Source organism: Kitasatospora indigofera, assembly GCF_014655955.1.
Lineage (GTDB): Bacteria > Actinomycetota > Actinomycetes > Streptomycetales > Streptomycetaceae > Kitasatospora > Kitasatospora indigofera.
Genome location: NZ_BNBO01000053.1, coordinates 48,538 through 62,502, shown reverse-complemented (window position 1 = coordinate 62,502; position 13,965 = coordinate 48,538). Strand labels below are relative to the sequence as shown.

Here is a 13,965-nt window from a genome sequence, read left to right as displayed (position 1 = left end):
CCCGCGGAGCGGGTCCCTACGAGCCTTCGGCCCTCCGTTCGCCACCGCCCTTCGGGCGGTGGGCGGACCCGCTCCGCGTGTCCGTGGCCTGACCTTCGGTCAGGCCGGCCCGCGCTTCGCGCGGGCCTGTCGGTCACTCCGCTTCGCTCCATTCCCTCCGGTGGCCACACTGGGATCACACGGTTGAACTGGATTTTTGGTTGATGTCACGACAGGCTGACTGGGAGTGGGGTGCCTGCCCCAATGCGCGTGCGGGTCGGCTTCACTCCCGCCAGATTGGTCTAGACCGTGGTCCAGGCCAATGTTTCACCTCCATGAGGGGTCGGGGTGCGCTACCTTGGGAGGGTGAGCAACGAGACCGAGTGTATCAACCTTGCATCGTCAGAAGATCCCGCCGTAGCGAGCCTGCGGACCCCACTTTTGGCGAATTCCCCAGAAATCTTGACATTCGACTGATAGCCTGCCGGGCAGCTGTCGTGAAGTGACTTGAATTTCCAGTCCGAAGCTTTCCGGTTGTCGGCTGGTGAATGTATCAGGATCGCACTGCCAGGGAATCCCGCGAGATGCCGTGTGCGGGGTCGTGAATTCGGGTGAGGGGAGAGAAGTTCCGTGAGTGTCGTAAAGCCGGGTCTGCTGGCCGTGGAAGCCACCAGGGGTGTCACGCTGCGGGGGCATCAGGAGGAGGCCCTGGCGGCCATCGTGCGGGGGCTGACGCTGCGTCCGGGGCAGGTGGCACCGAATGGTCTGCGAGTGACGGTGCAGATGGCCACCGGCACCGGCAAGAGCTATGTGGGGGCGGTGGCCGGGCAGCGCCTGGCGCCCCGCGGCGTGGTCCTGGTCGTGGTGCCCACCCTGAACCTGCTGCTGCAGATGATGGGCTCGTGGCGGGAGGCCGGCCGGGCCGGGGAGATGCACGCGGTGTGCTCCCTGATGCAGAAGGAGCTCCCGGCCGGGGTGCTGGCCTCCACCAGCGGGCTGATCGTCGGGGGCTGGATCGCCAAGGCGGCCAGGGGCCGGCGCCCGCTCACGCTGTTCGCTACCTACGCCTCGGTCGGCGCGGTGCGCGACGCCTACGCCTACTGGGCGAGGGAGAAGCAGGAGCTGCTGCCCGAGCTGGACCTGATGGTCTGCGACGAGGCGCACCGGTCCTCCGGCAGTGTCGAGAAGTCGTGGACGGTGGTGCACGACCAGGCGCAGATTCCGGCGGCCCGCAGGTGCTACATGACCGCCACCCCGCGTATCTGGGCGCCGCCGACGCGGATGCTCAAGGCCCGCGAAGGGGCCCATCAGCCGCTGCCGGAGGAGCTCGCGGTGTCCATGGACGACGTAGGTGTCTACGGGCCCCACGTGTTCTCCCTGGGCCTGGCCGAGTCGATCGAAAAATCCCTGTTGGCGCCGTTCGAGGTGGTGGTGCTGGAGCTGCGCGACCCGCTTGCCGACCGCGATGCCGCCGGCAGGCAGCCGGTGCCCTGGGGAGCCGGGGTCGGCGAGGCGCAGGACGGGAGCGCGGACGAGGTGCCGGCCGAGCACCTGGCCGCGATGCAGGCCGGCCTGCTCAAGGTGGCGGCGGAGCGCGGCCTGAAGCGCACCATCACCTTCCACAACCGCACCCTTGAGGCGCGGTATTTCAGCGAGACGCTGAACCAGACGGTGGAACGACTGCATTTCCAGAATCCGGAGAAGTATCCTGAGGAAATCTGGGCGCAGTGGCTCTCCGGCGAACACTCCGTGGATTTCCGCGAGGAGGTCATCGGCGAATTCGGACAGGACGAGGAAGACGACGGCCTGAGCTATCGGGTGATCTCGCAGTGCAAGATCATGGGCGAGGGAGTCGATATCCCGAATGCGGATTCGATCCTCCTTATGGGTCGTGGCAGCATGGTTGATATCGTCCAGGCCGTCGGTCGGGCCCTGCGGATGAAGCCCGGCGAGGGCAAGATGGCGAGCCTTGTCGTGCCCGTCTTTCTCAAGCCTGGGGAGAAGCCCGGGGACATTCTGGAGTCGGACAGCTATGGTGGGCTCGTCAAAATCCTGACAGCTTTGAGGTCGCATGACACCCGCATGGTCGAGGCCCTGGCGGTGCCGCAGAAGTCCGGGAAGCGGACCACCGGGCGCAATGCCGAGGCGGCCTTCGCCCCAGGTGAAGGCGGTGCTAGCGGCTCCGGTGGTACGAGTGGGGCGGGGGCGTTCACGCTGCCGGTGCGGTTCGAGAGCGACCCGGGTGACGACGTCCTCGCGTTGTTCATCGCCTCACGAGTGCTGACGAGCGAGACACAGCTGTGGCGTGAGGCGATCGGCCACGTACGGCACTGGTTCAAAGAAACCGGTGGTCTCGATGTTCCCTATTCGGCGTTGGTCGGAGAAAACCAGAACTTCCCTTTGGGTAAATGGCTGTCGGACCGGCGTGCGGAGAATGCGGCCGGGGAGCTGGCGTCATGGCGGGTGACGCAGCTCGACGGGTTCGGGATGATCTGGTCCGTCTCCGACGCCCGCTTCGAGGCCGGCCTCGACTGGGCGCGGGTCTGGGCGAAGGACCACGCCGGCTCCCTCGCGGCGCCTGCACGGGCCTCCGTCGGCGGCTACGCCATCGGCACCTGGCTCTCTGAACTCCGGGCGGCAGCGCAGGTGCCGGCCGGGGAGTCGGGGGCGCTCGCTGCGGAGCGGCGCCGCGCGTTGGAGGAGATCGACCCGTGGTGGTGCCCGGCGTGGCCGATCACCTGGCAGCGCACCTACGCCACCGCCCGGCAGTGGTGGCTGGAGTCCGACGGGCGGGTCGACTGGGCGCAGCTGCCCGCGGAGACGGTGTTCGAGGGTGAGCAGCTCGGCCGGTGGGTGCAGGCGCAGTGCGCTGGCTTCCCTGGTCTGGAGGAGGATCAGAAGGACCTCCTGGCCGCGATCGGCATCGAGGAGGACGCCGATCTGGTGGCCGCGAAGGCCGCCGCCGAGGCGAAGCCAACGATCTCCCGCGCCGACCGGTTCCAGCAGGGCCTGGCCGCCCTCGCCACCTTCGTGGAACGGGAGCGGCACCCTCGGGTGCCCCGCCCGCACAAGGAGCCGCTGGAGACCATGGAGGCCGGCCCCGGAGGTGAGGAGCAGGTGGTCGTGTCGCATTTCGCCCTGGGCACCTGGCTCAACAATCAGAAAGCCCGCCGGGCCAAGCTGTCGCCGGGCCAGCTCGCGCAGCTCGCCGAGCACGGCGTGGAGTGGGCGTAGTCGGAAGGGGTGCAAGGGCTTGTTCTAGGCCGAGCCGTCACTTCAAGGTGGCGGCTCCACTGTGTGTTGAAGCCTTGTAGCCGTCAAGCTCGACAAGTAGTGAGCCCTTCCAGCTGCTGCTCGCAGGGTGGAGCCGCATCCGCCGTTGACGGCCACCCGGACCAGCGGGATCGCGGTCGGGCGTGCCGGCTGCCGCCTCGGCTCCGTCACCCGATCGGTGGCCGCTCTGAAAGAACTCAGTGCCTCGACGGCCTCTATGGACGCAAGAGGAGAGGTACTACGTAGTGAGGTCGCTCTTCCCGGTGTACCGCTCGACAGGTCTCGGGGCGGCGACGGCGTTCAGGTGGTGGCGGCGGCTCCCGAAAATCCGTATCCGTGTGTCAGCCCCATGGTGGACCATGAGGGTTCGCATCCGTCGGCATGCCGCCGACCTCCGGGCGCGAGCGAGAGGAGCAGCGCGGTGGGAAATTCGGGCATAATCCTGGCTTTCTCGCAGATATCGTGCATAGGCTGCGGAATTAACCGCGTGCGATCCCTTGCCTGCCCGGACTGTGGCCGCCGACCGGAGCCGTGGGAGGTCGACCACCGTCGTCAAGCCCGCGTGAAGGCCGTACAGAATGCACTCCGCCTGCTGGACATTCCACCGGCGAGCGCGTCCCCGGGCGACGCGCCGTCGTCCGTTCCTTCCGGTGTCCTGCGTGAAGTCCCCGGCTGGCTCGACGATTTCCTCGCCGCGGCTCGGTGTGTAGCCAAGGGCAGCCCCGGCTGCGAAGACCTCCTCGCCGAGTCGGTGGTTTCGCTGACCCGGCTGCGCGACCACACTGCCGGCGCTATACGAAGACGCCCTCAGCTGGCCCAAGTCGACTTGGCATGCCAGGCCGTCGACAGCATGGAGCAGATACTGCGAACTCTCCTGGAAGCACTCAGCTCCCCTTCCCCCCTTGCCGCCCAAACCTGCGCCGTCGCGGCGCAGCGGCGACTGGACGTGCTCGCCGAGCTGACGGAGGAGGCCGCCTGGATGAGCCGGACGGCTCTCAAGTTCGACGGCGCGGAGTCCGTGGAGGATGTCGTTAATGTCCTCTTCGCGCAGGGTTTCGAGTTTTACGGCGCTTCGGATCTCTACGGCCTCAACGCTGCGGGCCTTGAGGAGCTGGAAGGCGTCCTCGGAGCGCGGGCTCCGGGAGCGTCAGGCTTGATGTTCGCCCTGCACGGCGTGTTCGCGCGCACGATGTTCGACCGCCGACGGTTCAATGATCTCGTCGGGCAAGCCCATGCACTCCTCACGGCCCATGCGGACGGCGTTCTCGCCCTCGTCGCCGACAGCGTGTTCGAGGATGATCTGAGGGCAGGCCTCCTGGAAGTGTTCGACAGCTGTACGCAGATCTCAATGGTCTTGCGGCAGTCACACATCCCGCGCCATGCCGGGCGGGCTCTCCTGGATGTCGCCGCGTCCCTGCTGGAGGGACCGGGCAGGGTGCTGGCGTCAATGATCATGCTCGCTTCGGGCCGCAAGTCCAGGCCCTACGCCAAGCTGCGCCATGACGACGCCACCGCCATCGTGCGGGCGGCGCAGCAGGACCCGGAGCTGGCGGATCTGTTCCAGGGGCTGGACTGCGACCTGCGCAATGCCCAGGCGCACGCGTCCGCGCGGTACGAGGACGACCGGTTGGTGATGGACCTACGGTCTACCTCCCGAGCCATTCCGTGGGACGAGGTCCTCGACGGCACTCTCCAGGCGCAGGAAGCTCTGCTGGCCTGGCAGGTCGCGCTGACGGCGATGCTGGCCGGGCACGGCATCAGCGGCTACGGGACCCTCGATCTGCACCAGCTCTGCGGCTTTGCCGGCCAGCGGCGCATGATCGCAATCCTGCTCGAAGGCATGGGCTGCCGCGACGTTCTGGTGACCCCCGGACCCTCTCACTGGCAGATCGACGCGGGAACGGCGGCCCGGAGCGGACCGATCTTCCTGGGTGGCCTCGTCACGGCCATGCTCCGGTTCCTGCCCGGCACCGCGGACACGCTGAGCCTCACCGTTCGGCTCCCCGACGGCCCCCATAGCCTGGGCGGGCCGCTCGAGCCGTGGCGCGACTTCACCAGCCACCCCAGCGACAGCAACGAGTACGTGACCGGCATGATCCGGGCCTCGCTGATGTGGACCCACAACGGCAAGCCGTACCTGCCCGGGGACGTCCTGCGCCGATGGGCCGCTCAACAGGCCTTGGAGGCCGCCGACCGGCCCCTGCCGGCCCGGGTCCGACGGATGCGCGAGCTGAAAGCCCTCGCCGCGGTAGCCGAGGACGCCCCGCTGCACGGCGCCCTCGCCGCAGCCATCCGTGCCGTCCGCCTCGGCCAGCCGGACAAGGCCGACCAGGTGTTTTTCGACAACTTGAAGACTTGGAGAAACACGCCGGTGCAGCTCGACCTGCGATGAGGCGGCCGCAGAGACGAAGCTGATGGTGGATCAGCTTTTGGTGCCCGGCGTTCTGGCCCGTCCTGCTCGCCGAACGCACGTTCTCCGACCCTGCTGCATCTTCCAGCCAAGAACGGACGGCTTCCAACTGGACCGGGGAAGCGCATTGCCCCAGTCTCGCTCCGGCCGCGACCTCACCGCGCCAACTTCCCCGCCGTCCCCCAGGCCCCTCACCCCCATGCCCGACGGCACCCGCCGGTCGCCGGCGAAACGTCGCCTTCAACGGCCGTCCAGAGGCATACAGCGGACCGCGGAGAGGCGGCGGTGAAGGTGCTCCAGCCGGGCTACGCTGCCGTGTGATCACTGTGCGCACCGCCACCCATCGCGATTACCCGGCGGCAGAGGACATCCTCGCCGAGGAGAAGCTCGGCGACGACGCCGGACTGCCGGTGTTCTGGCAGGCGGCCGTGGCCTGTTGCCCGAACACCGAAGAGGTCATCGGTGTCATCGAGTTCGATCTTGCGTACGACGTTGGTCACGAAGCCCAACGTCCGGACCATCCGGGCATGCATGTGTGGGTGTTCGCTCTGGCCGTCCGCGCGGACCGGCGGGACCAAGGGGTGGGAAGTCAGCTTCTGCGATTCGCGGCCGAAGAAGGCCGCAGGGCGGGACGCACCTTCCTGGCGCTATACGTCCAGGATGGAGGGACCGACGCGAAAAGCCAGGCACGGTCACGGTTCTTCGCCAGACGCGGACTGGTGAGCATCGCCGATAGCATCGGCGACAGCACCTTCGGGGCCGCCCTGGAAGACCTCACTTTCCCCACACCGGTGGGTGACCGTTCGTCACATTGAGCAACCCACATTAATGATCAAGAGGTGGTCGGACAGCATCTCTGCCGACCGTTCGCCTGATCGAGTGATCAAGACCCAGGGCCACAGACACCCCCTCCGCGCTGAAGCGATGACCGTCGTCCGCACTCACATGATCGGTCGGACAACCTCTGGATCCCGACGACCGACGGCATGATCCACTAGGCGTCGGCGAGCACAGGCTGCACGGTCGAGCCGTTGCGTTCCTTGCGGATGTGCAGTTGGGTGGGGATGCGGTCGCTGAGGTCTCCGACGTGGCTGACCACACCTACGGCGCGGTCTCCTGCGCGGAGTTGGTCGAGGACGTCCATGACGTCCGTGAGGCTCTGTTCGTCCAGGCTGCCGAAGCCCTCGTCGACGAACAGCACGCCCAGGGGGCGTCCGCCTGCTTCGCCGGTGACGATGTCGGCCAGGCCGAGTGCGAGGGCGAGGGAGGTGGTGAAGGTCTCTCCTCCGGAGAGGGTGGAGGTCTCGCGTTCCAGTCCGGTCCAGTTGTCGAGGATGCGCAGGCTCAGACCCGCCTTGGTGCGGCCCTTTCCAGGGTCCTTGTCCTGGCTGTAGACCAGCAGGAAGCGTTCGGAGGTCATGTTCAGCAGTCGGGTGTTGGCCGCGGCAGCGATCTCTTTGAGGCGGCTGGCGAGGACGTATGCCTCGAGTTCCATACTGAGGGTGTTGGCGGTGCTGCGGCCGTTGGCGACCTCAGCAAGGCGGTCGGCCAGGGCATGGTCGGTGCGCAGTCGCTCCAACGTCTCCACGGCGGGGGCTAGTTCGTCTGTCAGGCTGCGGAGTTCGGTGGCGCGGGTGTGAGCCTCATAGGTGCTGTTGGTGGCGGTCTTGACGGCTGTCTCCGCCGCTGTCACTGCCGCCTGTGCCGCGGCTGGGTCGGCAGGGGGCAGTTGGGAGGCATCGACGAGCTCCGGAGTGGCCAGGAGGTCGGCGACAGCGGCGTCGTCCTTGTCCCACTGGTCGAGTTCCGTCTGCCATTGCTGGATGATGGGAGCAGGTTGGAGGGCGTCGGTGGCCTCTTCGAGGGTGGGGAACCCGGCCTTGGCGGCGCTGTCGTGGGCTGTCGCGGTGGCGTCGGTGTAGCGGGTGGCCGCCGCCGTGGTGCGCCGGGCGTGCTCGATGACGTCGGCGACACGGTCCCTGTCTTCGGTCAGCGCGGTGATCCGGTGTTCCAGTGTGGGGGCGTCGGCACGGGCTCCGTCGAGTTCGCGAATGATCTGCTGCTGTTCCTGGCGCAGTGTCGCGGCCCGGCTCTGGGATTCGGTGACCTGCTGCTGGGCCCGGGTGCGCTGCTGGTCCTGCCGGTCGTGTTCGGCTTGCAGTTCTTCCAGGTTCTGCTGGGCCTGTACGAATTCGGCGGCCTCCTGCTGGACCGCGGTGTGCGTGGTGTGCGCGTGCTCCAACCGGGCGCGCAACCCGGTGACGGGTTCGGGACCGGCGGCGCCCGTCGCCTGGGCATGCCGGGTGGCGAGATCGGTGCGGGCCTGGTCGGCTGTTTCCTGGAGCTTCCGGGCCTTCTCGTAGGCCTGGGCGGACTTCTCCTCGTCGGTGCGGGTCGGCTGCTGGGCGGAGGGCTGCGCGGGGCGGGGGTGTTCTGGGGAGCCGCACACCGTACACGGCTGACCGTCCTGCAGGTCACCGGCCAGTTCGGCCGCCATGCCGTTCAGCCGTTGCTCACGCAGGTCGAGCCACGTCTTCTGGGCGGCCAGAGCCTGGCCGGAGCGCTTGTCCGCGGCCTTGGTCGCCTTTTCGAGTTCGGCGGCCAGCGCATCGCGGGTCTCTGCCGTCTCCAGCTGCTGCGCGAGTGCCTTCTCCTCTTTCGCCAGCTGGGGTACCCGTTCGGCGGCGCTGCGCAGCGCGGTGACGCGGTCGGTGGCGGTGGCGTGGGAGTGGGGCCAGCTGTCGAGCCACTGCTGGGCGTCGTCCAGTTCCTCCTGGGCGAGTTTCTCCTTCTCTTCCAGGGTTGCGAGTTGGTGGGCGAGTTCGGTGTGGCGCGCTTCGCGGGGACGCAGGGCTTCGAGGTGCCCGAGGGTGGCGTGCAGCTCCTGGTGGGCCTGTTCCAGCTCGGGGGTGGTCGCGTTCGTGCGGGCGTTGTCCAGGAGCCTGCGGCGTTCGCGTTCGGTGTCCTGGGCGGCGCTGAGCTGGTCGGCTCCGGTGCGTACGGCGGCCAGCAGCGGGCTGAGGTGTTCGGCGCCGCGGGCGTATTCCAGACGGGTCCGCAGTTGCTGGTTGTGTGCGCGGCTCTGGTCCAGGGTGGTGCGGCGGGTGGCGGCCTCGCTGTGGCGCTGCTGGCGGCCGGCGAGGCCGGCGGCCGCGGCGAGGGCTGCCTTGGCTGCCTTGTGGGCCTGGTCGGTCGTCGCCTCGGCGGCCCTGGCGGTGTCGTGGGCCGCCGAGGCGCGGATGAGGAGGTCGTGGGCCCAGGGGAGCAGGTCGGGGCCGTTGGGTTCGCGGGGTGGCGGTGCCGTCTCGGAGAGCTGGGGTCCTGCCGCCTGTTCGAGGCGGCCTCCGAGCCGGTCGATGGTTGTCTGTGCCTGTTGGAGGTCGTTCCTGAGGGTGTTCCTCCGGGTGGCCAGCCAGGTCTGCAGGTCCTGGAACCTGTGGGTGGTGAACAGGTGGCTCAGCAGTGCGCGTCGGTCGCCTGCGCTGGCGTGCAGGAACTTGGCGAAGTCACCCTGCGGGAGCAGGACTACCTGGCAGAACTGCTCTTTGGTCAGGCCGAGGAGTGTGGTGATCTGGGTGCTGGCTTCCTGGACGTGGGCGCTGACCGGCTCCCAGCCGGTACTGCCGTCCGGGCGGGTGATTCGTTCGTGCAGCTGTGCGGTGGCTTGGGCGGTGGCGGTGCCGTCCTTGGCGCGGGTGCTGCGGTAGGTCTGCACCGGGGTCCGGGCGATCTTGAAGCGGCGGCCAGAGACGCTGAACTGCATTTCCACGCGGGTTCGCAGGGTGTCAGGGGCGTGGTCGCTGCGCAGTCTGGTGGTGGGCCGGTGGCCGGGGACCGAGCCGTACAGGGCGAAGCACACCGCGTCGAGCACGCTGGTCTTGCCGGCGCCGGTGACGCCTTTGAGGAGGAAGACGCCTGCGCTGAACAGCTGGTTGAAGTCGACGTTTTCGGTGCGGGCGAACGGTCCGAATGCGGTGACGGTCATGGTGTGCAGGCGCATCAGAGTGTCTCCCCCTGGGCGGTGACGCGGACGTGTTCGATGCCGCGGCGCAGCAGGTCCCGTTCGGGTTCGGTGGCGTGGGTGTGGGTGACGTGATGCAGGAAGTCCAGGGCGATCTCGTGGTCGGTGAGGCTTTCCATGCGTTCGCGCGATGGCAGGTCGTCGGCGGAGGGGCCGGTGGCGGCATGGGTGAGCTTGAGGACGTGCGGGAAGCGCTGGCGCAGGCGCTCCATGGCCATGTGGGGGCGGCTGGTGTCGGTCAGGGTGACGTGGAGCCAGGCTTGTTCGAGGTCGGCGTGCTTGTCCTGCGTCAGGAGGTCTTCCAGATCGCCCTGGAGGCGGGCGAGGCGGTAGGGCTCGGGGCAGGGGATGGTGTGGGCGGTCACGGCGCCGTCGCCGTTCAGGTCGACGAGCCACATGCTCTTGGGATGCCCGGCCTCGGTGAACGAGTAGGGCAGCGGCGATCCGCTGTAGCGGATGCGGTCGCTGATCTGCTGGCTGCGGTGCAGGTGGCCGAGGGCCACGTAGTCCACTCCGTCGAACAGGGCTGCGGGGACGTTCGCGACGCCGCCGACGGTGATGTCGCGCTCGCTGGCGCTGGGCTCCGCGCCGGTGACGAAGGCGTGGGCCAGGACGACCGCGCGGGTACCCGGCCGGGTGGCGAGGTCTTCTCGGACCCGGTCCATCGCTGTGCCCAGGACTGCCTGGTGGCTGGTGGCGGGGGCGTCGAGGCTCTCTCGTACCAGGGCGGGCTCGAGGTAGGGCAGACCGTAGAAGGCGACGTGGCCGTACTCGTCCTGGAGCAGTACGGGGCGGGCCACGTCGTGGGGGTCGGTGCGCAGGTGGATGCCGGCGTGTTCGATCAGTCGGGAGTTCACGCCGAGTCGGCGGGGCGAGTCGTGGTTCCCGCTGATCATGACGAGGGGGATCTTCAGCTCGGCAAGTTGCGTGAGGACCCTCTGGAACAGGTCGATGGCCTCCAGCGGAGGGATCGCCCGGTCGTAGATGTCGCCTGCGACGGCTACGACGTCCACGCGTTCGTGTCGTACCACGTCGATCAGGTTCTCGATGAAGAGACGCTGGGCGGCGAGGAGGGGTTCGCGGTGGAAGGAGCGGCCCAGGTGCCAGTCCGAGGTGTGCAGGATCCTCATGGGCTGCGACCGTAGCGCCTACTCACCAGTCACACGAACTGACGTTCATGTCAGAGTAATTCGGTGCAGAAGTTCGATAAAAGGCGTCAACTTCTGTCATTTTCGGGCTGGTTTGGATCATGTGGCATCCGGGGCGGACAATGCGGGTGGGGCGGACGTTCTAGGATGTTGTGCTCTGACACCGCTACCCCTGTGGGCAGTTGGTGGTGTGATGGGTCGCGAGGACCCGCGGTCGGGCGAGCGAAGTGGAGCGGGACGAGCGCAGTGCACCTGGACAGCTTCAGTGTGAGCGGCTTTCGCTCGCTCACCGACGTGGCGGACATTCCCGTGAGCCGGCCGACCATCCTGGCGGGGCACAACGACGGCGGCAAGAGCGCTGTGCTCGACGCGCTCGCGTTCTTGGTGGGCGAGCGCGTTCTCACCGACGACGACCGCACCTACCAGAGCGTCGGCAGCGACGGTGAGCCGGCCTCGCCGCCTGGGCGTTGCGAGAGCACCAGTGTGACCGGCCGTTTCATCCTGGACGACTGGGAGCAGGAGCAGTTCGACCTTCCGGCCCGGGTCGAGGTGCGCAGGCACGCGTCGATCGACCAGTCGGCTCAGCTCGAGATTTGGGGTGCCCAGCCCGACGACGAGCGCCTCCACTCGCTGGAACGGCTCATGGTCCCCGCTCTGAAGACTCTGGTCGGGGAGTTCGGGCTCAGCCCCGCCAGCACGCTGAAGGCAGACCTTCTCACGGTGCTCCGTGCATACGGGCGCGCCCACGCCACGCGGCACGCCTGGCTCCCGGCGCCGGCCGGGCTGTCCAAGCGCATGCCCAGATACCTCCTGTTCGACGGCAAGGCCGCCCGCCCCGACGATGCCGTCAAGGCCGCATTGACGGAGCGCTTTCAGAGCCACGTGGCCGACTCCGACGTCAAGGAGAAGTTGAGCATCGTGGAGGAGGAGGTCAAGGACCGGCTGCGGGTCGACGCGGAATCGCTGTGCAAGCACATCCAGTCTCGCTGCCCCGACCTCTCCGAGGTGACCGTGGCGCCCGAGGTCTCCTTCCAGCACGGTTTCCGCGGGGCGCCGCTGCGCATCTCGCAGGCCGCCGGCGAGGCCGTGGGCCTGGAGCGCTCGGGTCTGGGACGCAACCGCCGCGTGTCGCTGGCCGTGTGGGAGTGGACCAGTAAACTGCTCGCCGATGAGGAGAACACCGCGCCGCAGTCCGCGGACTCCGACGAGCCGGCGCAGCCGGGCCCGGTGCAGACCATCGTCGTGTACGACGAGCCCGACACCCACCTCGACTACGGGCACCAGCGGAAGGTCATGGCCCTGATCCGGGAACAGAGCGCGCTCCCCCACGTCAGCGTCCTGGTCGCCACCCACTCCATGAACCTCATCGACGGCGTCGACATCAGCGACGTCGTCCACCTGAAGCTCGACAATCACCGCACCGTCGTGGAGCGGCTCGGAGCCGGGATAGTCGGTGACGCGATCGACGACTACCTCGGCAAGCTCGCAGCCGCTGTCGGCCTACGCAACTCCGTTCTGCTGCACGAGCGTTGCTTCCTCGCTGTCGAGGGTGACACCGAGCAGCGCGCCTTTCCCCTGCTGTTCCGGCTGTGCGAAGGGCTCACCTTGCAGGCTGCCGGTGTCGCCCTGTGGTCCTGCTCCAACAACGAAGGCGCTCTGCACCTCGCCCAGTACCTGATCACACGGAGCCGCACTGTGATGCTGGTGGTCGACGCCGACAGCCGGAACGTGTCCAAGAGCATCTTCAAGCCCGCCAAGTTGACCCAGTTCTTCGGAGGCAGCGCCTCGAAGCATGTGAAGTTCCTCGGGGAGCCCGCGGACGACGCCCCGGAGGCGGAGAAGTTCAATGAGCTGGAGGAGATCTTCAAGGACGAGGTGTGGGCGCGTGTGGCCAACCGGATCTGGCCCAGGTCGGACCCGGATCAGGCATGGGCGGACGGCGACTTCGCCGCGCTGCGCGGGCAGGGGAAGTTCAGTTCCGATGTGCAGCAGATGCTGCAGGCCGGCAGCCCCGACGGGCCGGGCGGAAAGCCGGAGATGATGTACGAACTGTCCATGGCCCTGACCGACCCCGCAGACGTTCCGGAGCAGCTGCGAACGATCTTCTCCGAGCTCAGGACGCTAGCGGATTAGCCGCGCGCGACGCGGCGCCACCCGACTGCCTGCGCGAGCGCCGCGCCCGCATCCGCTCCTTTCGTTGGTCAAGCGTGGGCGGCTGCCAGGTGTGCCAGCCCACTGGGGGCTTCCAGCGCTGCATATGCTCACGCTCGTCCACGCCGCACCAGCGACAGCCACTGGGCGAAGGTATGCGCAGGTCAGAACCCTTGTCGGGCATGTTCACTCCTCTCGCAACACCTCGTATTCTTCCCCCTGCCACTGACACCACGCGCGGCAGAACTGGCCCGTCGGCCCGCCCACGCCGGTCAGCAATGCGGCCCTCCACAGCTACGACATTCCTTTCCTGTCCTTCTCGTGGACCTGACTTTCGGGGGCGCGCCCATCGCCGCTCCATGTCGGGACGGGCGGCGGGCTAACCGTCGACCTCGAAGTCGGCCCAGTTCATGCCGTTGATCTCAGCGGTCAGGCCGGAGGCTCGGCGCCCGCCGTCCTTGAAGTAGTGCTCCTGGAGGGCCTGGGCGAGCAGGTGCTCCTGCTGGGTTTGGCTCGCACCGGCGTCGCGGGCGGCGTAGAGGCGGTGGGCCACCTCGCCGGGCAGCTTCTGGGTGATGGTCCGCAGGCGGGGATCGTCCGTGGATCCTGCCGCGGAGGTGTAGCCGAACTGGGCCTGGACGTGCAGGACGAAGCCGTTGCGTTCGGCGTTCTTGCGAACGCGGTCCTTGACGCGGGGCTGCCACTTCGAGCGGACGTGCTGCTCGACCTTCGCAGCGGCCTGGGGCTTGGGGGTGGAAGCGCCCTTGAGCCAGCGCTGGACGGTGCGCTGGGAGACGCCGAGTTCGGCGGCTAGGGCCTTGGTGGAGCCCTTGGCACCCTTGAGCAGGAACCTCATCCGGGCTCCCAACGACTGCGGGATGGGCCGGGTGCGCTCGGCGCGCTCCAGACCCTCGTCGATCTCCCCCACGGCGGTGTCCTTCCTGGCATCCCCTTAATGGGGTGCTCTCTGGGGTCTGAGCGGG

General features: G+C 68.1%; 7 protein-coding genes. 4 read left to right on the top strand and 3 right to left on the bottom strand.

Annotated elements, in window-relative coordinates; genetic code table 11:
• Positions 1–609 precede the first annotated feature (609 nt).
• The 3 genes from IE329_RS31670 to IE329_RS31660 all read left to right on the top strand — a co-directional run bounded on the left by IE329_RS31670 (position 610) and on the right by IE329_RS31660 (position 6,477).
• Positions 610–3,213, top strand: coding sequence for a DEAD/DEAH box helicase (locus IE329_RS31670; RefSeq protein WP_190214462.1), 2,604 nt, complete (start codon positions 610–612; stop codon positions 3,211–3,213).
• A gap of 601 nt (positions 3,214–3,814) precedes the next feature.
• Positions 3,815–5,644, top strand: a complete 1,830-nt coding sequence (locus tag IE329_RS31665) for a hypothetical protein (protein WP_190214461.1) — start codon at positions 3,815–3,817, stop codon at positions 5,642–5,644.
• 344 nt (positions 5,645–5,988) lie between these two features.
• Complete coding sequence (locus IE329_RS31660) at positions 5,989–6,477, top strand: GNAT family N-acetyltransferase (RefSeq protein WP_229927926.1); 489 nt, start codon at positions 5,989–5,991, stop codon at positions 6,475–6,477.
• A 179-nt stretch (positions 6,478–6,656) separates the two neighbouring features.
• Here the strand turns inward: IE329_RS31660 and IE329_RS31655 are convergent, their stop codons facing one another.
• Positions 6,657–9,662, bottom strand: coding sequence for an AAA family ATPase (locus IE329_RS31655; protein WP_190214459.1), 3,006 nt, complete (start codon positions 9,660–9,662; stop codon positions 6,657–6,659).
• Positions 9,662–10,813, bottom strand: a complete 1,152-nt coding sequence (locus IE329_RS31650) for an exonuclease SbcCD subunit D (RefSeq protein ID WP_190214458.1) — start codon at positions 10,811–10,813, stop codon at positions 9,662–9,664. Before IE329_RS31650 ends, IE329_RS31655 begins: the two co-directional genes overlap by 1 nt.
• Positions 10,814–11,077: 264 nt before the next feature.
• On the opposite strand from IE329_RS31650, the gene IE329_RS31645 reads away from it, so the two are divergent.
• Positions 11,078–12,964 (top strand): ATP-dependent nuclease, encoded by a 1,887-nt coding sequence (locus IE329_RS31645; protein WP_190214457.1) that lies wholly within the window; start codon positions 11,078–11,080, stop codon positions 12,962–12,964.
• A 397-nt stretch (positions 12,965–13,361) separates the two neighbouring features.
• Here the strand turns inward: IE329_RS31645 and tpg are convergent, their stop codons facing one another.
• On the bottom strand, positions 13,362–13,910 hold the full coding sequence (gene tpg, locus IE329_RS31640) for a telomere-protecting terminal protein Tpg (RefSeq protein ID WP_229927925.1): 549 nt from the start codon (positions 13,908–13,910) through the stop codon (positions 13,362–13,364).
• Positions 13,911–13,965: the final 55 nt, after the last annotated feature.

Bases quoted from the DNA above. Each gene is read 5' to 3' on its own strand.
- IE329_RS31655 (WP_190214459.1), bottom strand. From the start codon at position 9,662: ATGCGCCTGCACACCATGACCGTCACCGCATTCGGACCGTTCGCCCGC.
- IE329_RS31650 (WP_190214458.1), bottom strand. From the start codon at position 10,813: ATGAGGATCCTGCACACCTCGGACTGGCACCTGGGCCGCTCCTTCCAC.